Origin of the sequence: Streptomyces luteogriseus (genome assembly GCF_014205055.1) — a bacterium.
GTDB classification, from domain to species: Bacteria; Actinomycetota; Actinomycetes; order Streptomycetales; family Streptomycetaceae; genus Streptomyces; species Streptomyces luteogriseus.
The window spans coordinates 2,535,199-2,556,683 of sequence record NZ_JACHMS010000001.1 but is presented as its reverse complement, the minus strand read 5'-3'; the positions used below and the strand labels follow the sequence as shown (position 1 = coordinate 2,556,683).

Sequence of the window (21,485 nt, the reverse complement as noted above, 5' to 3'; positions counted from 1 at the left end):
CTTAGGGGCGCGGGGAACTGCGCCAACAACCACTGACGGCCCGCACTCGACGACGAAATCGTCCCTGTCGTGGCGCTGAGTCGGGGAAAGCCTGCCGCGGCGTTGAGGCGAGCCCTCCCCGAAACACCTGGTCGCTTCAGCCGGTACGCCGCAACGCCTCGGAGAGGCGCCCGGCGGCGTCGATCACAGCCTGTGCGTGCATCCGACCGGGGTGCCGAGTAAGGCGCTCGATGGGGCCCGACACCGACACGGCGGCAACCACACGGTTCGACGGCCCCCGCACCGGCGCGGACACGGACGCGACACCCGGCTCCCGCTCACCGATCGACTGTGCCCAGCCCCGCCGCCGCACACCTGACAGCGCCGTCGCCGTGAAGCGCGCCCCCTGCAGGCCGCGGTGCAGCCGCTCCGGCTCCTCCCAGGCCATCAGGATCTGCGCCGAGGAGCCGGCCTTCATCGTCAGCGTCGAACCGACCGGGACGGTGTCCCGCAGTCCGGACAGACGCTCCGCCGCGGCGACGCAGATGCGCATGTCGCCCTGGCGGCGATAGAGCTGCGCGCTCTCGCCCGTGATGTCACGAAGATGCGTGAGCACCGGGCCGGCGGTGGCGAGGAGACGGTCCTCACCCGCGGCCGCGGCAAGCTCCGCCAGGCGAGGGCCGAGAATGAAACGGCCCTGCATGTCGCGCGCCACCATGCGGTGGTGTTCCAGCGCCACGGCCAGGCGGTGGGCCGTGGGTCGTGCCAGTCCGGTGGCACCGACCAGACCCGCGAGGGTGGCCGGACCGGACTCCAGAGCGCTCAGGACGAGGGCCGCCTTGTCCAGAACGCCGACGCCGCTACTGTTGTCCATGAAACGATACTCGCGTCTCACTCTGTGAAACGCAAGTTCAAATTTCCGTGGAACGCGCCACCCTGGAATCACGAAGTCACAACGGCCCGTGACATAAGGGCCTGGCGGTGTGTGCCCGGAATCAGGGGTACGGGCACCGCCTCCTCAAGATCTCTAGTTGGGTCGGCGGATCGTCGTCGGCCGGAGGGAACAGCGATGGGTAGGACACTCGCGGAGAAAGTCTGGGACGACCATGTCGTCCGGCGCGCGGAGGGCGAGCCCGACCTTCTCTTCATCGATCTGCACCTGCTGCACGAGGTGACCAGCCCGCAGGCCTTCGACGGCCTCCGCAAGAGCGGCCGTCCCGTGCGACGCCTGGACCTCACCATCGCCACCGAGGACCACAACACCCCGACCCTCGACATCGACAAGCCGATCGCCGACCCGGTCTCCCGGGTCCAGCTGGAGACGCTGCGCAAGAACGCCGCCGACTTCGGCGTGCGCCTGCACCCGCTGGGCGACGTCGAGCAGGGCGTCGTACACGTCGTGGGCCCGCAGCTGGGCCTGACCCAGCCCGGCACCACCGTCGTCTGCGGCGACTCGCACACCTCCACGCACGGCGCCTTCGGCGCCCTGGCGTTCGGCATCGGCACCTCGCAGGTGGAGCACGTGCTGGCCACCCAGACGCTGCCGATGTCCCGCCCGAAGACCATGGCGATCACGGTCGACGGCGAACTGCCCGACGGCGTCACCGCCAAGGACCTGATCCTCGCGATCATCGCGAAGATCGGCACCGGCGGCGGCCAGGGCTACGTCCTGGAGTACCGCGGCGAGGCCATCGAGAAGCTCTCGATGGAGGCCCGCATGACCATCTGCAACATGTCGATCGAGGCCGGTGCCCGCGCGGGCATGATCGCCCCGGACGAGACCACCTTCGCGTACCTCGAGGGCCGCCCGCACGCCCCCGAGGGCGAGGAGTGGGACGCCGCCGTCGCGTACTGGAAGACGCTCAGGACGGACGACGACGCCGAGTTCGACGCCGAGGTCGTCATCGACGCCGCCGCGCTGTCGCCCTTCGTCACCTGGGGCACCAACCCGGGCCAGGGTGCACCGCTTTCGGCGTCCGTCCCCGACCCCGCTTCGTACGAAGACGCTTCGGAGCGCTTCGCCGCCGAAAAGGCCCTGGAGTACATGGGGTTGGAGGCCGGGCAGCCGCTGCGCTCCATCAAGGTGGACACCGTCTTCGTAGGCTCGTGCACCAACGGCCGCATCGAGGACCTGCGCGCCGCCGCCGAGCTCGTCAAGGGCCGCAAAGTCGCCGACGGTGTACGGATGCTGGTCGTCCCGGGCTCCGCGCGGGTCGGTCTCCAGGCCGTCTCCGAGGGGCTGGACGTGGTCTTCAAGGAGGCCGGCGCCGAGTGGCGGCACGCGGGCTGCTCCATGTGCCTGGGCATGAACCCCGACCAGCTGGCCCCGGGGGAGCGCTCCGCGTCCACCTCCAACCGCAACTTCGAGGGCCGGCAGGGCAAGGGTGGCCGCACCCACCTGGTGTCACCGCAGGTCGCGGCCGCCACCGCCGTCCTGGGCCACCTGGCCTCCCCGGCCGACCTGTCCGCCGACGCCCCCACGCCCGCTGGAGTCTGATCAGTCATGGAAGCCTTCACCACCCACACCGGCCGGGCCGTGCCGCTGCGCCGCAGCAACGTCGACACCGACCAGATCATCCCCGCCCACTGGCTCAAGAAGGTCACGCGCGACGGGTTCGAGGACGGGCTGTTCGAGGCCTGGCGCAAGGACGCGTCGTTCGTGCTCAACCAGCCCGAGCGGCAGGGCGCGACCGTGCTGGTCGCCGGTCCCGACTTCGGCACCGGCTCCTCTCGTGAGCACGCCGTCTGGGCGCTGCAGAACTTCGGCTTCAAGGCCGTGATCTCCTCCCGCTTCGCCGACATCTTCCGCGGCAACTCGCTCAAGAACGGCCTGCTCACGGTCGTTCTGGAGCAGGAGACCGTGGACGCGCTGTGGGAGCTCACCGAGAAGGACCCGCAGGCCGAGATCACCGTCGACCTGGAGAGCCGCGAGGTGCGCGCCGAGGGCATCACCGCCGCCTTCGAGCTGGACGAGAACTCCCGCTGGCGGCTGCTGAACGGCCTCGACGACATCTCGATCACCCTGCAGAACGAGGCGGACATCTCCGCGTACGAGGCGAAGCGCCCGACGTTCAAGCCGAGGACGCTCCCGGTCTGACCCGGACACGGCCGGCCGCCTGAGAACAAGGCGACTTTCGGCCACCGCAACACCCCCTCTGTACCCCCGATCAGCCCGATCGGGGGTACAGCCGTGTCTGCACCCGAACGGCCCTGCCCACCCGCTGTTCGGCTGCCAACTTCCCACGTTAAGCAGGTGGTTGCTGGGGTACGCGAGGGGTACAGCCGTGACTTCCACGTGTGCCGGGAAGGCCGTCAGAGGCGGCAGTTGTCCCCTGGGCAGGCGACAACTCGCCCCAGATGGCACAATCTGTGCATGGAACACGACGGCCAACTCGAGCTCTATGCGGCAGTCGCGGACCAACTCAAGGAAGCGCACACAAGAGTGCGCGCACTGCAAGTCCCGGAGGGCGTACGGATGGCGCTGACCCGGAAGCTGCTGGTCATTACGGCCGCGGCCAAGCACGATCTCGCCGACGCGGCAAGACGGCTGGAGCGGTTCACCGCGGACCTCGACGAGGGACGTCTCCCCGACGAGGAACGCTGAACCCTTCGACACCGCCGAGTTCGTTGCGGCACAAGGGTGATAAGCCCGTTTCGTGTTTGATTTGCGGTATATATCTGCCTAACGTGCGAAAAAGCTTGAACACTTTCGTTCTGGCGATGTCTCCGAAGGGGAAGACGTGAACAAGGCGCAGCTCGTAGAAGCGATTGCCGACAAGATGGGCGGCCGCCAGCAGGCGGCCGACGCTGTCGACCATGTCCTGGACGCCATCGTCCGCGCGGTCGTCTCGGGTGAGCGGGTCTCGGTCACCGGCTTCGGTTCGTTCGAGAAGGTCGACCGCCCGGCCCGGTACGCCCGTAACCCCCAGACGGGCGAGCGGGTTCGGGTCAAGAAGACCTCCGTTCCGCGCTTCCGTGCCGGTCAGGGCTTCAAGGACCTGGTCAGCGGCTCGAAGAAGCTCCCGCGTGGCGGCGAGGTCTCCGTCAAGAAGGCCCCGAAGGGCAGCCTGACCGGCGGTGCCGGCGCGACCGTGAAGAAGGCCGCCGCGAAGAAGGCGACCACGAAGTCGGCCGCCGCGAAGAAGACCACCGCCAAGAAGACGACGGCGAAGAAGGCCACCACCAAGACCGCGGCCGCGAAGAAGACCACGGCGAAGAAGGCGCCCGCCAAGAAGACCACGGCGACGTCCAAGACCACCGCCGCGAAGAAGACCACCGCGAAGAAGGCCCCGGCGAAGAAGGCCACGGCCAAGAAGGCGCCCGCCAAGAAGTCGACGGCGCGCAAGACCACCGCCAAGAAGACCACCGCCCGCAAGAAGTAAGGGCGCTGGGGTACTCACGCGCCGGGCCGGACTCCGCATGGAGCCCGGCCCGCGGCGTGTTTCAGCGTGTGATCAGAGGGTCTGCAGGGTCACCAGAGTGATCCGGAGCGCCTCCCGCGCACCCTCCACCTCGATGCGGACCCGCTGGCCCGGGCGCAGCAGCCTGAGGCCCCCCGCGTCGAACGCGGCCGCGTCGAAGGGCACCGGGGTGCCGTCGTCCAGGAGCACCTGCCCGCTGCGGCTTTCGGGGTCGTACGTGTACGCGGTCGCCTGCATGGCCGCAGCCTACTGCCCGGGAATCAGCAACCGCGCGGCGGCCGCGGCCGTATGAGGGCCGACCCCCAGGGCCAGCGCGCTGCGCAGGTCATCGCCGGTGTCCACGTCCTGGCGAACGGAATCCACCGAGGTGAGGGACAGTTCCACCGCCCCGGAGGCGCGGTGCCGGGCCCGGGAATCCGTGCCGAAGGCCGGGCGCAATTCGCGGCCCGGGGCGGCGGCCAGCAGGGTCGTCCCGACAGCGGCCGCGTCCGGGATAAATGCGCGCGGGAATTCAGCGGCGGTATCGAGTACCCGGGACAATTCAATGGGGCGCAGAGCCGGCAGATCGGCGTTGAGCGCGGCCACCGCTCGGGCCGGGCGGGCCGACCGTACGACCCGCGTCGCGTGTGCGAGGGCGGCGTTGAGGCCGCCGCCCGGCTCGTCGGCGATGATCGCGGCGCCCAGTGCGGCCAGCTCGCGGCCCGCCCGGACATCGTCCGTGACGACTGCCACATCCCCCACCGCCGGGCAGGCCAGCGCGGCCGCCACCGTGTCCTGGGCGAAGGCCAGCGCCAGGTCCGGCCGCAGCCCGTCGTCCGCGGTGTCCGCAAGCCTGCTCTTGGCCCGGGCCAGGGGCTTCAGGGGTACGACCAGGGTCCACTGCACGGGTGTTCCGTCCTCCTCTTGTCGCGGTCATTGTCACCCGGGGCCTCGGGCGGGCGGCGTGCCGGGGCGTACGGTGTTCTCGACAGACCGGCGGCCTGGGGCGACACTTGTGCGGCCCCCGTGGCCTCGGCTTCAAGCCCTAGAGGAAGGTGTCCGCGTGCCCCGCCGCAGAATCGGCTTCTGGTACCGCTTCGCCGCGGTGATCTGCAAACCGCCGCTGGTGGTTCTGCTCAAGCGGGACTGGCGTGGAATGGAGCACATTCCGGCAGAGGGCGGATTTATCACCGCGGTGAACCACAATTCGCACATCGACCCCTTCGCTTACGCGCACTTTCAGTACAACACCGGGCGCGTCCCGCGATTCCTCGCGAAGAGCGGGCTTTTCAAGAAGGGATTCGTCGGAGCCGCGATGCGGGGCACCGGACAGATCCCCGTCTACCGCGAGAGCACGGACGCGCTGAGCGCCTTCCGGGCCGCGATCGACGCCGTGGACCGGGGGGAATGCGTCGCCTTCTATCCCGAGGGCACCCTCACCCGCGACCCGGACGGCTGGCCCATGACGGGCAAGACCGGGGCCGCGCGCGTCGCCCTGCAGACCAAGTGCCCGGTGATCCCCGTCGCCCAGTGGGGCTGCAACGAGTTGCTGCCGCCGTACGCGAAGAAGCCGCATCCGCTGCCGCGCAAGACGCACCGCGTGCTCGCCGGGCCGCCCGTGGACCTCACACGGTTCTACGACCGGGAGATGACCGCGGACCTGCTGAAGGAGGCCACGGAGGTCATCATGGCCGCCGTCACCGCACAGCTTGAGCTGATCCGCGGGGAGAAGGCGCCGGAGACGCCGTACGACCCGCGCAGGGAGCGGATCGAGCAGCGGCGCCGTACCCAGACACAGACACAGGCGCAGACGCACCAGAAGTCCGGACAGACCGTGCAGGAAGAGGGGCTGGGCAAGTGAGCAAGCCGGTCAAGGCGGCGGTCCTGAGCGCCGGTTCGTGGGGTACGGCCTTCGGCATGGTGCTCGCCGACGCGGGGTGCGAGGTCACTCTGTGGGCGCGCCGCCCGGAGGTCGCGGAGGCGATCAACTCCACGCGGACCAATCCCGACTACTTCCCGGGCGTCGAGCTCCCGGAGAACGTACGGGCCACCACCGATCCCGCCGAGGCCGCCGCGGACGCCGACTTCACGGTCCTGTCGGTCCCCTCGCAGACCCTGCGCGGCAACCTCGCCGAGTGGAGCCCGTTGCTGGCCCCCGAGACGGTCCTGGTGTCGCTGATGAAGGGCGTCGAACTCGGCTCCGCGATGCGGATGAGCGAGGTCATCGACGACGTCGCCAAGGTCGGCCCGGACCGGATCGCCGTGGTGACCGGGCCCAACCTGGCCCGGGAGATCGCCGCGCGGATGCCGGCCGCGGCCGTGGTCGCCTGCACCGACGAGGCCGTCGCCCAGCGACTCCAGGCCGCCTGCCACACGCCGTACTTCCGCCCGTACACCAATACGGACGTGGTGGGTTGCGAACTGGGCGGAGCCGTGAAGAACGTCATCGGCCTCGCCGTCGGCATCGCGGACGGCATGGGCCTGGGCGACAACGCCAAGGGCTCCCTCATCACCCGCGGTCTCGCCGAGACCACCCGGCTCGGCATGGCGCTCGGCGCCGATCCGCTGACCTTCTCCGGACTCGCGGGCCTCGGCGACCTGGTGGCCACCTGCTCCTCGCCGCTGTCGCGCAACCACACCTTCGGCACCAACCTCGGCAAGGGCATGACCCTCCAGGAGACCATCGCGGTCACCAAGCAGACCGCCGAGGGCGTCAAGTCCTGCGAGTCGGTGCTCGATCTGGCCCGTCGGCACGGCGTCGACATGCCGATCACGGAGACGGTCGTCGGCATCGTGCACGAGGGCAAGCCCCCGGTGGTGGCCCTCAAGGAGCTGATGTCGCGCAGCGCGAAGCCCGAACGACGCTGAGCGACGCGAGGCCGGCGGCGCTTACCAGCGGCCCTACCAACGGGTACTCTCAACCCGATATGAGCACCGAGAACCTCCCCCAGAACCCCGAGCAGCCGCCTCGCAAACCGCGTGTGGCCGTCGTGTTCGGCGGGCGCAGCTCAGAACACGGGATCTCCGTGGTCACCGCCGGCGCCGTCCTCAAGGCCATCGACCGGACGAAGTACGACGTCCTGCCGATCGGCATCACCCAGGACGGGCGTTGGGCGCTCACGGCGGACGAACCGGAGCGGATGGCGATCGTCGACCGGCGCCCGCCGAGCGTCGACCTGCTCGCCGAGACCGCGGAGGGCGCGGTGATCCTCCCGGTCGACCCCGCCAGCCGCGAAGTCGTCTACAGCGAGCCGGGATCGGTCCCCAAGGCGCTCGGCGAGGTCGACGTGGTCTTCCCGGTGCTGCACGGCCCGTACGGCGAGGACGGCACCCTCCAGGGCCTCCTGGAGCTCTCCGGCGTCCCGTACGTGGGTTCGGGTGTGCTCGCCTCGGCCGTGGGCCAGGACAAGGAGTACATGAAGCGGGTGTTCACCTCGTTCGGGCTGAAGGTCGGCCCGTACGTCGTGGTGCGTCCGCGTGAGTGGGAGCAGGGCCAGGCCGCCGCCCGCAAGAAGATCGTCGACTTCGCGGGCGAGCACGGCTGGCCGCTGTTCGTGAAGCCCTCGCGGGCCGGTTCGTCGATCGGCATCACCAAGGTCGACGACCTCTCCGGCCTGGACGACGCCATCGCCGAGGCCCAGCGGCACGATCCCAAGATCCTCGTGGAGGCCGCGCTGCGCGGCCGCGAGATCGAGTGCGGCGTCCTGGAGTTCGAGGACGGCCCCCGGGCCTCCCTCCCCGCGGAGATCCCCTCGCCCGAGACGCACGCGTACTACGACTTCGAGGCCAAGTACATCGACTCCACGCCGGGTCTCGTCCCGGCGCCCCTCACCCCGGAGGAGACGGCCGAGGTCCAGCGCCGGGCGGTCGACGCGTTCGACGCGGCGTCCTGCGAGGGACTGGTCCGCGCGGACTTCTTCCTCACCGAGGACGGCGAGTTCGTGATCAACGAGATCAACACGATGCCCGGCTTCACGCCCATCTCGATGTACCCGCAGATGTGGCAGGCGAGCGGGGTGAGCTACCCGGAGCTGATCGACCGGCTGGTGCAGGCGGCGCTGCGCAGGTCGACGGGTCTGCGCTGAACCCTCAACGCCCGGCGCTCAGGAGGCGATCCCCTTGGGGATCGCCTTCTTCACGGCCGCGGCCAGATCGATCAGCACACCCGAGCTGTCCACGCCCTCCGGCGCCCGGACCTCGACGTACGCCTCGCGGTTGGCCGTGGTGAACCGGTACCCCCCGCCGTCCTGCTGCTCCATCAGCCAGTCGACCCCGTTGACACCCCCGGCGACGGCATCCGGATCCCGCCCCTCCGCCACCTTCGGGTCGACCATCTTCGGCGGCTGCGGCACACCGCAGCGCAGTATGATCGCCGGGCTGCCCCAGCCCGCCGTCAGCGCCGACGCGGGCTCGGGATCCACCCGGCTCTCACCGTCCACCTTCGCGGGCAGTACCTTGTCCAGGTTCCGGCACAGTTCCGCGACCTTCCCGTCCGGACTGGGAACCGCCGCCGACGCGCTGTCGTCTGCTGAGGAGCAGCCCGCAACAGTGATCAACAGTGCGACGGCGGGCAGGCGGAACACGCGGAAGACATAACGGTGCCGGTGACGGAAAGAGTTCACCGGCACAGGGTAGACGGGGGCTACAGATGGACGACCGGGCAGGTCAGGGTGCGGGTGATGCCGTCCACCTGCTGGACCTTGGCGACCACCATGCGGCCGAGGTCGTCGACGGTGTCGGCCTGGGCCCGCACGATGACGTCGTAGGGTCCCGTCACGTCCTCGGCCTGGATGATCCCAGGGATCTTGCTGATCGTCTCGGCGACGACCGAGGCCTTCCCGACCTCGGTCTGGATCAGGATGTACGCCTGTACCACGGAACCTCCAGGGCGGCCACGAGGATCATGTGGGGAAAAGGAACGCCACGGTATCGCGTCGCCGCTCGCCGCGGGGAGACCCGCGGGGACCGGGATGTGCGTGCCGGAGTGCAGGTCCGGAAGAACTTGACGGTCACCTCGACCGTAGCGAGGACCGAGATGCCTCGCGACCGGGCATGGACAGGGACAGAAGGGGAGAAAGGGCAATGAAGGGCACTGTTGGTGAGCTCGGTGAGTTCGGGCTCATCAGGGAGCTCACCTCCCGTCTGACCACCACCCCGGCGGTCCGGGTCGGCCCCGGCGACGACGCCGCCGTGGTGGCCGCGCCCGACCGCAGGGTCGTGGCGAGCACGGACATCCTGGTGGAGGGCCGGCACTTCCGGCGGGACTGGTCGACGGCCTACGACGTGGGCCGCAAGGCGGCCGCGCAGAACCTCGCCGACATCGCCGCCATGGGCGCCGTACCGACCGCGCTGCTGCTCGGGCTGGTCGTTCCGGCCGAGCTGCCGGTGACGTGGCCGAGCGAGCTGATGGACGGCCTGCGTGACGAATGCCAGGTGGCGGGTGCCGCCGTGGTCGGCGGTGACGTGGTGCGCGGCGACTCGATCATGGTGTCGATCACCGCGCTCGGTGATCTGCGCAACCAGGAGCCGGTGACGCGGGCCGGCGCCCAGCCCGGCGACCTCGTCGCGGTGACCGGCTGGCTGGGCTGGTCCGCCGCCGGGTACGCGGTGCTGTCCCGGGGGTTCCGCTCGCCGCGGGCGTTCGTGGAGGCGCACCGGCGGCCCGAGCCGCCGTACCACGCGGGTCCGGCCGCCGCCGGGCTCGGGGCGACGGCGATGTGCGACGTGAGCGACGGGCTGATCGCGGACCTCGGGCACATCGCCGAGGCGAGCAAGGTGCGCATCGACATCCGCTCCGGGGCGATCGACATCCCCTCGCAGATGAACGACATCGGGCAGGCCGTCGGGGTCGATCCCATGCAGTGGGTGCTGACCGGGGGAGAGGACCACGCGATGGTGGCGACCTTCCCGCCGGACGTGAAGCTGCCCGCGCGCTGGAAGGTCATCGGCGAGGTCCTCAACCCGTCGGCGCTGCCCCAGGTGACGGTCGACGGGGCGCCGTGGACCAGCAAGGGCGGCTGGGACCACTTCGGGGACATGGAGTCGTGATCCCCAACGTCCTCACGGTGGCCGGCTCCGACTCCGGCGGAGGCGCGGGCATCCAGGCCGACCTCAAGACGATGCTCGCGCTCGGCGTGCACGGCATGAGCGTCGTGACGGCGGTGACCGCGCAGAACTCCCTCGGCGTGCAGGGGGCTTGGGAACTGCCGGTGGAGGCCGTGCGGGCCCAGTACCGCAGCGTCGTCGACGACATCGGCGTGCAGGCGGTCAAGACCGGGATGCTGGCCTCCGCGGAACTCGTGGAGGCGGTCGCCGAGTTGATCGCGGGGACGAACGCCCCGGCGGTCGTCGACCCGGTCGGCGTCTCCAAGCACGGCGACGCCCTGCTCGCCGCCTCCGCGCTGGACGCGGTCCGTACGAAGCTGCTTCCGGCGGCGACGGTCGCCACGCCGAACCTCGACGAGGTGGCCCAGATCGCCGGCGTGCGGGTCGAGTCGGAGCGGGAGATGCGCGCGGCCGCGGCGGCCGTGCTGGAGTACGGGCCGCGCTGGGTGCTGATCAAGGGCGGGCACCTGCCCGGGGACGCCGTCGATCTGCTCACCGACGGCTCCGAGGAGCACTGGCTGCGGGCGCCGAGGCACGACAACCGTCACACCCACGGCACCGGCTGCACGCTCGCCTCGGCGATCGCTTCCGGGCTCGCCAAGGGGCGGTCCGTGCCGGAGGCGGTGGTGGAGGCCAAGGAGTACGTCACAGGGGCCGTCGCGGCCGGGTTCGCGCTCGGCGGGGGCATCGGGCCGGTCGATCACGGCTGGCGCTTCCGGACGGACGTGTAGCGGCCGGTAGTCACCGGGGGGGCGGTGTCACGGTGCGGTGGCGCGCCCACCGCCGCACCCCGGGGCGGGTCTTGCGGGCACGGCAAAGAGCCGGCCCACCAGAGGTGGACCGGCTCTGCAGCGAACCAGCAGTGGTTGCGCGCTAGCTGAGCGTCAGCGCGAGACCTTGCCGGCCTTGATGCACGAGGTGCAAGCGTTCACGCGCTTCGGCGTCCCGCCCACCACGGTACGCACACGCTGGATGTTCGGGTTCCAGCGACGGGGCGTACGGCGGTGGGAGTGCGAGATGTTGTTGCCGAAGCCCGGCCCCTTGCCGCAGACGTCGCAGTTGGCAGCCACGGGTCACTCCAAAGACTTCAGATGCACTTACGGTTGATCCCGGCAGGCCGGGATCAAGATTCTCGGGCTCCGAGGAGCCGGTCGAAATCTGAGTGGCGTTGCCAGGGGGAAGGCCCGATCAGATCGGGCAACCGGAGCAGCATACAACGGCTGCACCCGTAGAACGAAACTACCATGGCAGCTCAGGGGCCCCGCCCCGCCCTCTTCCGGTCGGCACCGCCCCGGGGTCTACGCTGCGAGCCACGTCCAGCAGCTCAGGGAGGCGTAGTGGCGCAGCTGCCGCAGACATTCTTCGATGCTCTCGCGGTGCGCACCTGGTGCGGTCTCGCGCTCGAGACACTGGGGCGGGCGCGTGAGGAGATCGACGCGATCAACGTCTATCCGGTGGCGGACGGCGACACCGGGACCAATCTGTATCTGACCGTCGAGTCGGCGGTCGCGGCGGTCGAGGCGGTGTTCGCGGGGCACGCGGCGGGGTCCGAAGCCGTGGTGGGGACCGGGGGCTCCGGCGACGGGGGCCCGGGAGAGCCGACGCTCGCCGACGCCGCCCGGGCGATGGCGCACGGAGCCCTCATCGGCGCTCGCGGGAACTCCGGGACCATCCTCGCCCAGCTGCTGCGCGGGATGGCCCAGGTGCTGGCCGACGACGAGACCGCCCGGGCCGACGGCCGGGGCCTGCGGACCGCCCTGCGGCACGCGGCCGACTCCGCCCGCCGAGCCGTCGCCCATCCCGTCGAGGGCACCGTCCTCACGGTCGCCTCGGCCGCCGCCGACGCGGCCGAGGGCGCCGAGGGCGACTGCGGGACCGTGGCCAGGGCGGCCTACGACGGAGCCCGCGCGGCACTCGCCGCGACCCCGGGCCAGCTACCCGTCCTGAAACGCGCGGGGGTGGTCGACGCCGGCGGGCGGGGACTGGTCGCGGTGCTCGGGGCGCTGGTGGAGACCTTCACGGGGGAGAGAGCGAGGTCGGTGACGGGCAGCGCCTGCACCGGGCCTTCCGTGGAGCTCCACGCGCGCGTGGATCCCGCCGAGGGCCTCGCCCCGGTCGACGGCGCCCCGGGCGCGTGCACCGACAGCGCCACCGCCGTGCCCGACCAGGAAGGGCCCGCCTTCGAGGTGATCTACCTCCTGGAGGCCGAGGACGCGGCCGTGGAGCGGCTGCGGGGGCGGCTCGACGCCCTCGGGGACTCCCTCGTCGTGGTGGGCGGCGACGGGCTGTGGAACGTCCACGTCCATGTCGACGACGCGGGCGCCGCCGTCGAGGCCGGCATCGAGGCCGGGCGGCCCCACCGCATCCGCATCACCCACTTCGGCGCCGGCGACGTGCACACCACCGGGGCCGAGCGACCGCCCCGGGAGCGCGCCCAGCGGGCCGTCGTGGCCGTCGTGCCCGGCGAGGGGCTGGCCGGGCTGTACGCCGAGGCCGGCGCGACGACCGTGCTCGCCCGCCCCGGGGAGCCGCCCGCGAGCGGCGAGCTCGTCCAGGCCGTACGGCGGGCCCACGCGCGCGAGGTCGTACTGCTGCCCAACGACGCCGATCTGCGCCACACCGCAGCGGCGGCGGCCGAGCAGGTCCGCACGGAGGGCATCCGGGTGGCCCTGATCCCGACCCGCTCGGCGGTCCAGGGCATCGCGGCGCTGGCCGTGCACGAGCCGGACCGCCGCTTCGACGAGGACGTCGTGTCCATGACCTCCGCCGCCGGGGCCACCCGCTACGCCGAGGTCACCATCGCCGAACACCAGTCCTGGACGATGGCCGGCATCTGCCAGGCCGGTGACGTCCTGGGCCTGATCGACGGGGACGTGGCCGTGATCGGTTCGGACCTCGCGGTGACGGCCGAAACCGTCCTGGACCGCATGCTCTCGGCCGGGGGCGAGATGGTCACCCTGGTCCTCGGCGACGCCGTCCCCGACGCCGTTGCCGACCGTCTGGAAGGACGGGTCCGCGAGGGGTACCTCGCCGTCGACACGGTCGTGTACCGGGGCGGACGGCAGGGGGCCCTGCTCCTCATCGGCGTGGAGTGAGCGGCGGCGATCAGTCCTCCGACGCGACGCGGAGCATGTGCTCCGCCTCCGCTCGCCGGGCCCGCACCGCCGAGCGTTCCTCGCCCTCGGTCTCCGCGTCGGCGCCGGTGCCGGAGCCGACGCGGCCGTCGTAGGCCGACAGCACCAGGCGCGCCCGTGCCCTCGCGCCGGCCGGGCGGTCCAGCTCGATCTCCAGCCAGCCCGCGGTGAGTTCGGCGCCGGTGCGGCTGTGCAGGGCGACCTCCCCGAGTGAGGCGAACACCTCGGCGGCCCGCTGCAGCCGGGACAGGGCCTCCTCGAACACGGCCCGGACGACGGGGCCTTCGGCACCCTCGGAGACGGACCGGGCCAGCAGGTCGGCGAACTGCCGTTGGGTGTCGCCGAGTTCGGCGACGAGCTGCTGCCTGGTCTCCTCGTCGGCCGCCGCCTCCCTTGCCGCTTCGCACGCGCGGATCGCCTCCGTCATCAGCGCACGTGCCCCGGCCGGCCCGCCTTCGGTCTCCAACGCCAGCCAGGCGCGGGCGCGCAGGGAGCGGATCAGGCCGTGGGTGTTGCCGAGCGAGCGCCACAGATCGCCCGCGCGGGCGTAGGCCTGGTCCGCCTCGGCCGCCCGTCCGGCCTGTCCGAGGGACTCCCCGGCCAGATGGGCGAGGGTCGCGTGGTCGTGCTGCTCGGGCCAGTGCCGGGCGATCTCGGCGGCCTGCAGGCGTCGTTCGGCGGCGGCGCGGTGCTCGCCGAGTTCGCTCAGACAGTCGCCGAGCCACCACTGCGTCTGCACGACCGCCCCGTCGCCGTGGGTCTCCGCGGTCAGGTCGGGCAGGGCCGACTCCAGCACCTCCGCGGCCTCGGCCCACCGCCGCTGCCGCAGCAGGAACCCGCCGAGCTGCTGTCGTGCCCAGGCACCCAGCGTCGCCGACTCGCCCGCCTCGTCGGCCCAGTGGGCGGCCTCCAGGGCGTGCTCGGCGGCCTCCACGGCGTCGCCCCGGCCTCCCACGACCTCCGCGAGCTGGAGGTGCAGCTGGGCCCGCCCGGGCGCTTCCAGCTGCCCTCCGCCGTGCTCCAGGGCCGCCCGCAGCGCCCGTTCCGCCCCCGCCACGTCGCCGAGGTGGTGGGCGAGGGAGGCCAGCCGGGCTTCGTACTCCACCGCGAACCACGGCAGCCCCGCCGCGACGAACGCCGCCGCGCCCCGCGCGAACAGCTCCGCGGCCGTCTCCAGATCGCCGGACAACCCCGCCAGCTCCCCGAGCATCGCCTGCGCCTCGGCGACCCGCGCGGCCAGCCGCACGTCCTCCCCCATCCGCCCGTCGACGAGTGCGAGGACCTCCCGTACGGCGGCCTCGGCCTCGGCGAGGACCGCGCCGTCGTCCGCGCCGCCGTGCGCGCGGCGCGTCAGGATCCGCGCCCGGCTCATCACGACGGACGCCGTCTGCCGTATCCCCGTGCCGTCGTCGGCGTAGAGCGCGAGGATTTCGTCGTAGAGGCCGGTCACCGCCAGGGCGGCGCCGTCCACGTCACCCGCGAGCGCGCGGACGTACGCCCCACGCGCGCGTGCCGCCAGGGCCTCGCCCGGGTCGCCCGCCTCCGCGTAGAGGCCGGCGGCCCGTTCGAAGAGATCGGTGCCCTCGGGGCCGAGGGCCATCGCCTCGTGGTCCGCCATCTCGGCGCGGTCCCGTGGGGCCAGCTCCACGCCTTCCGCGGCCTCGGCGGCCGCCGCCCACGCCTCCACGGCGTTCGGCCGCAGGTGGTCCGACAGCCGCCGCGCCTCGGCCAGCAGCGCGGGCAGATCCGGCTGCCCGTCGGCAGGAACCGCGGGCGCGGCGGGAGCGGGCGGGGGAGCCGGCCGTACCGACCGCACTCCCAGCGGCAGCCGCTCCACCAGCGGTTGCCGCGCCATACGCGCGCGTGCCCGCTCGCTCACGTGCGCCGTGCCGTTGCGCTCGTCGAAGCGCGCCGCCAGGGCGAGGGCCTCCTCGCGCGCGTGCGCGGCGAGTTCGCGGGCGGTCCACTGCCGCCCGGCCGGACCCGGCACCTGCCGGTCGCCCAGCCCGAGCACGGTCAGCCGGTTCATGAGCAGGGCCACCACGCTCATGAAGTCCAGCCTGCTCCGCGGCTGCCCGTCGTCCGTGAAGTACGCCGGGCGCTCCGCGAGCAGCTCAAGGCCCCGCGCCTCGTTGCCGGTCAGCGCGCAGAACTCCACGTGGTCCGCGTACGCGCCGCGCATGCTCTCCATCTCCCGGACGAGCCGGAAGCCCCGCAGATGGCAGGACCGTGCCTCGTCCAGGCGCCCCAGCCGCAACAGCGGCACCAGGGAGGAGGCGAGGACCGTGTGCGGCTCGTGGGCGCAGGCGTACTCGCCCTCCAGCACCGGCCGCCACAGCTCCAGCGCCTCGGCGTCCCGCCCCCGCTCCGCCTGCCACCAGCCCTGGCCGTGCAGTTCGCAGGCGTGGCAGTCGGCCATGGTGTCCCGGTCGGCGGCCAGCCACGCGGCGTACGCCCGCTCTGCCCGCGTCACGTCCCCGACATGCGCGGCCACACTGTGCTCGGCGCTGCGCACGGCCCGCTCGGAGTGCCCGGCGAGCCGGTAGCGGTGCTCCATCTCGCCGAGCCACTTCTCGATCGACGCCAGCGGGATGTGCGGCTGGTCGAGCATGCCGGACGAGACCCATTTGAAGACCCAGTGCAGCGAGTGGGTCTCGTACTCGTCGAAGTCCTCGGGCCGCTCGTCCCACATGCGCAGCAGCCGCGCGAAGGGGACGAACATCTTCCCCTTCTCGGAGCTGTAGTTGTAGACCTTCAGCTGGTGCCCGAGCGCCTCGATCACGGCGAGCGGGACGTTCAGCTTCTCGGCCGCCGTCAGCAGCTCCTCCGCGCGCGCGTTGCGGGCCGGCCCCTCCGGCTGCCCGGAGTTCTCCGTCATCGCCCCGCGCAGGGCGTCGAGGTCCGTGATCTCGCTCATGCCCGACCGTCCTCGCTGTGCGTGGCCCACTCCAGGAGACCGATGAACGCGCGGTTGAGCAGTGCCGAGTCGGCCGGCCTCAGCGGCCGCTGCGCCATCAGCAGCGCCTGCCCGTACAGCGACTCCGCGGCGGTGCCGATCAGTTCCGGGTCGGGCAGCGAGCTGATCCGCCGCACGAGCGGGTTGAGATGGTTCAGCACCAGACGCGCGCGGGGTGCGCTGCCGCGCAGGGAGCCGAGGATGCCCGCCCACAGGTCGTCGGCCTGCGCCTCGGCGTCCGCCCGGGCCTGTTCGTGCCGGGCGTCCCGGTCGTCGAGGTGCAGCGCGGGCACGGACAACGGGTGGAAGGCCCGCAGCACGACGTCGCAGCCCAGCGGATCGAGCCGGGCCCGGGCCGCCGCCAGAAAGCCCGACAGGGCCAGCTCCTCGGCCGGATCGACGGCGTCCAGATGCGCGGTGACCGTCTCGGCGTCCAGCTCGGCGACCTCGGTGCCCGGCCGCACCGAAGGCAGCGCCTGAACCAGCTCGCTGTCGTAGGTGTAGCCGCCATTGATCACGCCGATGCCCTGCGCGGACGCGATCGGCGCGACCTGCCGGTACTCCTCGACGGTCCGCGTGAAGTGCACCACCGGGTGCCGCTGCGCGAACTCCTCCAGGGAGATCCGCCCGTCGGTCGTCTCGAACGGCAGCCACGGCAGCATCGTGCGCAGCATCTCCCGGTCGTGCCGGGCCAGCGACTTCACACCCAGGTGGTGCACCGCCAGGAACGCGGCCAGCCGCTCCGGATCACCGGCCGCCAGCCCCGTCAGCCAGGCCCGGATCCGCTCGCCCAGCGCCTCCCGCACCCCGGCCAGCGTCTCGTCCTCGTACAGCGCCTCGCGGGACGCCGTGGGCCGCAGACTGTCCGTGTCGAGCACACAGCGCACGAAGAACGCCCAGTCGGGCAGCAGCTGTTCCGCCCGCTCGGTCAGCAGCATGCCCTTCAGGTGCACCCGGTGACCGGCGCGCTGGGCCGGGCTCACCGCCGACGGCAGCACATACGCCACCCCGCGGATGCCGGCCAGCGGCACGGACAGGTCGATCGTGTCCAGCGGCGTGAAGCCGAACAGGTCGTGGCAGTGCCGGGCGAGGGCGACACGGCGCGCGGAAGGGCCTGGATACGGACGGTCCCAGGGCGCCGGAAGGTCGGTGACCGCCTCGTCGCCGACCCGGACGTCGTACGGCAGCAGCGACCCGAAGTCCCGGGCCAGCGCCGCGACCCGCTCGGGCGCGAGCCACTCCCCGGCCCCCGCCCGGGCCACCAGGTGCACGGTCGTGCCCGGTTCGGGCCGCTCGGCGTCCGGCAGCGTCCGCACCGTGTAGGAACCGTCGTCGGACGCCGTCCACTCCACCGGAGGAGCCCCGGGCGTACGGGCACTGCGGCTGACGACCCGGATCCGCTCGGCGACCACGAAACAGGCCAGCAGTCCGATCCCGAACTGCCCGAGGAAGTCGGACCGGGCCTCCTCCAGGCCCTCGGCGCGCTTGGAACTGCGCCCGATGGTGGCCAGCAGACTGTGCACGTCCGCCTCGGTGAGCCCCACACCGGTGTCCTCGACACGCAGGGCGCCGCCCTCGGCGTGCAGCCGGACCCGGGCAGGGGCGCCGGGTTCGTCCGCGCGTCTGGCCGTGACGGCGTCCACGGCGTTCTGCAGCAGCTCGCGCAGATAGACCTTGGGGCTGGAGTAGAGGTGGTGGGAGAGCAGGTCCACCAGACCACGCAGGTCGACCTGGAACGTATGAGGTGACTGGGGCGAAGGGGAGGGCTGGGATGCCTGTGAGGTCTGGGAGTCCATCTTCACGGCGCCGGTGGGGGACTCGCGACGGCGCGGGGTCGGGCGGTCCCGGTGGGGCGGTGACCGCGAAAGAGGGCCGGGAGCGCGTCATCCTAAGGCCGGAACCAGCCGCCTGACCAGGGGTTTCCGGGATCTTTACGACGATCCGGCCAGAGCCTGGAAGCCATTGTCAGTGGCGTGGTGTGCAATGGATCTCGTGCCCGCACTGGAAGAACCCCTGCGACAACCGCTGAAGTCGGTGCTCGGCCCCGCCACCGCGAAGGTGATGGCCGAGCACCTCGGCCTGCTCACGGTCGGCGACCTCCTCCACCACTACCCGCGCAGATACGAGGAGCGCGGCCAGCTCACCCACCTCGCCGACCTCCCCATGGACGAGCACGTCACGGTGGTCGCACAGGTCGCCGACGCCCGCCTGCACTCCTTCGCCTCCGCCAAGGCCCCGCGCGGCAAGGGCCAGCGCCTGGAGGTCACGATCACGGACGGCAGCGGCCGGCTCCAACTGGTCTTCTTCGGCGCGGGCGTCCACAAGCCCCACAAGGAACTCCTGCCGGGCACCCGCGCGATGTTCGCGGGCAAGGTCTCCGTCTTCAACCGCCGCCTCCAACTCGCCCACCCGGCATACGAGTTGCTGCGCGGCGACCCGGAGGAGTCCGTCGAGACGTGGGCGGGGGCCCTGATCCCGATCTACCCCGCCACCGCCAAGCTCGAGTCCTGGAAGATCGGCAAGGCGATCCAGACGGTCCTGCCCACCGCTCAGGAGGCCGTCGACCCGCTCCCGGACACCCTGCGCGAGGGCCGCGGCCTGGTGCCCCTCCCCGAGGCACTCCTCAAGATCCACCGCCCGCACACCAAGGCCGACATCGAGGACGCCCGCTCCCGCCTCAAGTGGGACGAGGCCTTCGTCCTCCAGGTCGCCCTGGCCCGCCGCCGCCACGCGGACGCCCAACTCCCCGCCGTCCCCCGCAAGCCGGCCCCCGACGGCCTCCTCACCGCCTTCGACGCCCGCCTCCCCTTCACCCTCACCGACGGCCAGCAGCGTGTCTCCCGAGAGATCTTCGACGACCTGGCCACGAGCCATCCGATGCACCGGCTGTTGCAGGGGGAGGTCGGAAGCGGCAAGACCATGGTCGCGCTGCGCGCCATGCTCGCCGTGGTCGACGCCGGGGGCCAGGCCGCCATGCTCGCGCCCACCGAAGTGCTCGCGCAGCAGCACCACCGGTCCGTCGTCGAGATGATGGGCGAGCTGGCCGAGGGCGGCATGCTGGGCGGGGCCGAGCAGGCCACCAAGGTCGTGCTGCTCACCGGTTCCATGGGAGCGGCCGCCCGGCGGCACGCCCTGCTCGACCTCACCACCGGCGAGGCCGGCATCGTCATCGGTACGCACGCGCTGATCGAGGACAAGGTGCAGTTCCACGACCTGGGCCTGGTCGTGGTCGACGAACAGCACCGCTTCGGCGTCGAGCAGCGCGACGCCCTGCGCGGCAAGGGCAAGCAGCCCCCCCATCTGCTGGTCATGACGGCCACGCCCATCCCGCGCACGGTCGCCATGACCGTCTTCGGCGACCTGGAGACCTCCGTCCTCGACCAGTTGCCGGCCGGGCGTTCGCCGATCGCCAGCCATGTGGTGCCGGCCGCCGACAAGCCCCACTTCCTGTCCCGCGCGTGGGAAAGGGTCCGCGAGGAGGTGGAGAACGGCCACCAGGCCTATGTGGTCTGCCCCCGCATCGGCGACGAGGAGGACGACCCCAAGAAGTCGGCCAGGAAGAAGTCCCCGGAGGACGAGGCGGAGAAGCGCCCGCCCCTGGCCGTCCTCGACGTGGCCGGCCAGTTGTCCCAGGGCCCCCTGCGGGGCCTCCGGGTCGAGGTGCTCCACGGCAGGATGCACCCCGACGACAAGGACGCCGTCATGCGCCGCTTCGCCGCCGGCGAGACCCATGTCCTGGTCGCCACCACGGTCATCGAGGTCGGTGTCAACGTCCCCAACGCCACCGCCATGGTGATCATGGACGCCGACCGCTTCGGCGTCTCCCAGCTCCACCAGCTGCGCGGCCGCGTCGGCCGTGGCTCGGCCCCCGGCCTCTGCCTCCTGGTCACCGAGATGCCCGAGGCGAGCCCGGCCCGCCAGCGCCTGGGCGCGGTCGCCTCCACCCTCGACGGCTTCGAGCTCTCCCGCATCGACCTGGAACAACGCCGGGAAGGCGACGTCCTCGGCCAGGCCCAGTCGGGCGCCAGGACCTCCCTGAAGGTCCTCGCCGTCATCGAGGACGAGGAGATCATCGCGGAGGCGAGGGAGGAGGCGACGGCGGTGGTGGCCGCCGACCCGGAGCTGACCCACCTCCCGGCCCTCCGGACGGCTCTGGACGCCCTCCTGGACGAGGAACGGGAGCAGTACCTGGAAAAAGGGTGAGGAATGCCGACCCGGGGGCGCGGGGCGTAATCCAAATGCGGCTACCGCCGCGAGGGCGCGACCAGCCACAATGAACGTGAAGCCGCCCACGACCAAGGACCGCAGATGACCCGCGTGATCGCCGGCACAGCCGGCGGACGTCGACTCGCCGTACCCCCCGGCACCGGCACCCGCCCCACCTCCGACCGCGCACGCGAAGGCCTCTTCTCCACCTGGCAATCCCTCCTCGGCGGCCCCCTGGACGGCGAACGCGTCCTCGACCTCTACGCGGGATCCGGCGCCGTGGGCCTGGAGGCCCTCTCCCGAGGCGCCGGCCACACGCTCCTCGTCGAAGCCGACGCCAAAGCCGTCCGCACGGTCCGCGAGAACGTGAAGAACCTCGGCCTCCCCGGCGCCGACGTCAGATCAGGCAAAGCGGAACAGATCATCCGTACGGCACCCCCGGGCGACCCCTACGACCTCGTCTTCCTGGACCCCCCCTACGCCGTCACGGACGACGATCTTCGGGAGATCCTCCTCACACTCCGCACCGAAGGCTGGCTCGCCGAGGAAGCCCTCGTCACCGTGGAGCGCAGCACCAGAGGCGGTGAATTCCGGTGGCCCGAGGGTTTCGAACCCCTGAGGGCCCGTCGCTACGGCGAGGGAACGTTTTGGTACGGTCGCGCCGCCTCTACGTGCGAAGACGCACGATGACCGGACCGGAGAGCG

At 71.9% G+C, this 21,485-nt stretch carries 20 protein-coding genes; 12 read left to right on the top strand and 8 right to left on the bottom strand.

Features of this window, described 5'->3' with window-relative positions; translation table 11 throughout:
* Positions 1–136: 136 nt before the first annotated feature.
* Positions 137–853, bottom strand: a complete 717-nt coding sequence (gene ndgR / locus BJ965_RS11100) for an IclR family transcriptional regulator NdgR (protein WP_003993203.1) — start codon at positions 851–853, stop codon at positions 137–139.
* A gap of 195 nt (positions 854–1,048) precedes the next feature.
* Here ndgR and leuC point away from each other — a divergent pair, with 195 nt between their 5' ends.
* The 4 genes from leuC (at position 1,049) to BJ965_RS11080 (ending at position 4,361) form a co-directional block, all read left to right on the top strand.
* Positions 1,049–2,476, top strand: coding sequence for a 3-isopropylmalate dehydratase large subunit (leuC, locus tag BJ965_RS11095; RefSeq protein WP_184908505.1), 1,428 nt, complete (start codon positions 1,049–1,051; stop codon positions 2,474–2,476).
* Positions 2,477–2,482: 6 nt separating this feature from the next.
* Positions 2,483–3,076: a 3-isopropylmalate dehydratase small subunit gene (leuD, locus tag BJ965_RS11090; RefSeq protein ID WP_184908504.1), complete on the top strand. Its 594-nt coding sequence runs from the start codon at positions 2,483–2,485 to the stop codon at positions 3,074–3,076.
* A 276-nt stretch (positions 3,077–3,352) separates the two neighbouring features.
* The gene (locus BJ965_RS11085; protein WP_030851947.1) at positions 3,353–3,583 is read left to right on the top strand and encodes an SCO5555 family protein; all 231 of its coding nucleotides are present in this window, start codon (positions 3,353–3,355) and stop codon (positions 3,581–3,583) included.
* 136 nt (positions 3,584–3,719) lie between these two features.
* Complete coding sequence (locus BJ965_RS11080) at positions 3,720–4,361, top strand: HU family DNA-binding protein (RefSeq protein ID WP_030851950.1); 642 nt, start codon at positions 3,720–3,722, stop codon at positions 4,359–4,361.
* Positions 4,362–4,433: 72 nt separating this feature from the next.
* Here BJ965_RS11080 and BJ965_RS11075 read toward each other — a convergent pair whose 3' ends face one another.
* Together BJ965_RS11075 and cofC are read right to left on the bottom strand one after the other, a co-directional pair.
* Positions 4,434–4,637 (bottom strand): hypothetical protein, encoded by a 204-nt coding sequence (locus tag BJ965_RS11075; protein ID WP_184908503.1) that lies wholly within the window; start codon positions 4,635–4,637, stop codon positions 4,434–4,436.
* Between the two features lie 9 nt (positions 4,638–4,646).
* Positions 4,647–5,285, bottom strand: coding sequence for a 2-phospho-L-lactate guanylyltransferase (cofC, locus tag BJ965_RS11070; protein WP_184908502.1), 639 nt, complete (start codon positions 5,283–5,285; stop codon positions 4,647–4,649).
* Positions 5,286–5,442: 157 nt separating this feature from the next.
* On the opposite strand from cofC, the gene BJ965_RS11065 reads away from it, so the two are divergent.
* Genes BJ965_RS11065 through BJ965_RS11055 form a run of 3 tightly spaced genes read left to right on the top strand, consistent with a single transcriptional unit; the run spans position 5,443 to position 8,464 of the window.
* On the top strand, positions 5,443–6,240 hold the full coding sequence (locus tag BJ965_RS11065) for a lysophospholipid acyltransferase family protein (protein ID WP_184908501.1): 798 nt from the start codon (positions 5,443–5,445) through the stop codon (positions 6,238–6,240).
* A complete protein-coding gene (locus tag BJ965_RS11060; RefSeq protein WP_030851962.1) occupies positions 6,237–7,247 on the top strand; it encodes an NAD(P)H-dependent glycerol-3-phosphate dehydrogenase in 1,011 nt (336 codons plus the stop codon). The genes BJ965_RS11065 and BJ965_RS11060 overlap by 4 nt, the downstream gene beginning before the upstream one ends.
* Positions 7,248–7,306: 59 nt before the next feature.
* Positions 7,307–8,464, top strand: a complete 1,158-nt coding sequence (locus BJ965_RS11055; RefSeq protein ID WP_184908500.1) for a D-alanine--D-alanine ligase family protein — start codon at positions 7,307–7,309, stop codon at positions 8,462–8,464.
* A gap of 18 nt (positions 8,465–8,482) precedes the next feature.
* On the opposite strand, the gene BJ965_RS11050 is transcribed toward BJ965_RS11055, so the two are convergent.
* On the bottom strand, positions 8,483–9,001 hold the full coding sequence (locus BJ965_RS11050) for a DUF3515 domain-containing protein (protein ID WP_313666792.1): 519 nt from the start codon (positions 8,999–9,001) through the stop codon (positions 8,483–8,485).
* A 20-nt stretch (positions 9,002–9,021) separates the two neighbouring features.
* Complete coding sequence (locus BJ965_RS11045) at positions 9,022–9,255, bottom strand: Lrp/AsnC family transcriptional regulator (protein ID WP_031106939.1); 234 nt, start codon at positions 9,253–9,255, stop codon at positions 9,022–9,024.
* A gap of 206 nt (positions 9,256–9,461) precedes the next feature.
* Here BJ965_RS11045 and BJ965_RS11040 point away from each other — a divergent pair, with 206 nt between their 5' ends.
* Together BJ965_RS11040 and thiD are read left to right on the top strand one after the other, a co-directional pair.
* Positions 9,462–10,427 (top strand): thiamine-phosphate kinase, encoded by a 966-nt coding sequence (locus BJ965_RS11040; RefSeq protein WP_030851970.1) that lies wholly within the window; start codon positions 9,462–9,464, stop codon positions 10,425–10,427.
* Positions 10,424–11,215 (top strand): bifunctional hydroxymethylpyrimidine kinase/phosphomethylpyrimidine kinase, encoded by a 792-nt coding sequence (thiD, locus tag BJ965_RS11035; protein ID WP_184908499.1) that lies wholly within the window; start codon positions 10,424–10,426, stop codon positions 11,213–11,215. Before BJ965_RS11040 ends, thiD begins: the two co-directional genes overlap by 4 nt.
* A 153-nt stretch (positions 11,216–11,368) precedes the next feature.
* Here thiD and rpmB read toward each other — a convergent pair whose 3' ends face one another.
* The gene (rpmB, locus tag BJ965_RS11030; RefSeq protein ID WP_004924906.1) at positions 11,369–11,554 is read right to left on the bottom strand and encodes a 50S ribosomal protein L28; all 186 of its coding nucleotides are present in this window, start codon (positions 11,552–11,554) and stop codon (positions 11,369–11,371) included.
* A 267-nt stretch (positions 11,555–11,821) separates the two neighbouring features.
* Between rpmB and BJ965_RS11025 the strand changes: the two genes are divergently transcribed.
* On the top strand, positions 11,822–13,579 hold the full coding sequence (locus BJ965_RS11025) for a DAK2 domain-containing protein (protein WP_184908498.1): 1,758 nt from the start codon (positions 11,822–11,824) through the stop codon (positions 13,577–13,579).
* A 10-nt stretch (positions 13,580–13,589) separates the two neighbouring features.
* Here BJ965_RS11025 and BJ965_RS11020 read toward each other — a convergent pair whose 3' ends face one another.
* Complete coding sequence (locus BJ965_RS11020) at positions 13,590–16,535, bottom strand: tetratricopeptide repeat protein (RefSeq protein WP_184908497.1); 2,946 nt, start codon at positions 16,533–16,535, stop codon at positions 13,590–13,592.
* The gene (locus tag BJ965_RS11015) at positions 16,532–18,370 is read right to left on the bottom strand and encodes an HSP90 family protein (protein WP_184908496.1); all 1,839 of its coding nucleotides are present in this window, start codon (positions 18,368–18,370) and stop codon (positions 16,532–16,534) included. The genes BJ965_RS11020 and BJ965_RS11015 overlap by 4 nt, the downstream gene beginning before the upstream one ends.
* Before the next feature lie 187 nt (positions 18,371–18,557).
* Here BJ965_RS11015 and recG point away from each other — a divergent pair, with 187 nt between their 5' ends.
* Complete coding sequence (gene recG / locus BJ965_RS11010) at positions 18,558–20,777, top strand: ATP-dependent DNA helicase RecG (protein ID WP_184908495.1); 2,220 nt, start codon at positions 18,558–18,560, stop codon at positions 20,775–20,777.
* Positions 20,778–20,882: 105 nt separating this feature from the next.
* The gene (gene rsmD / locus BJ965_RS11005; RefSeq protein WP_184908494.1) at positions 20,883–21,470 is read left to right on the top strand and encodes a 16S rRNA (guanine(966)-N(2))-methyltransferase RsmD; all 588 of its coding nucleotides are present in this window, start codon (positions 20,883–20,885) and stop codon (positions 21,468–21,470) included.
* The last annotated feature ends 15 nt before the right edge of the window (positions 21,471–21,485 follow it).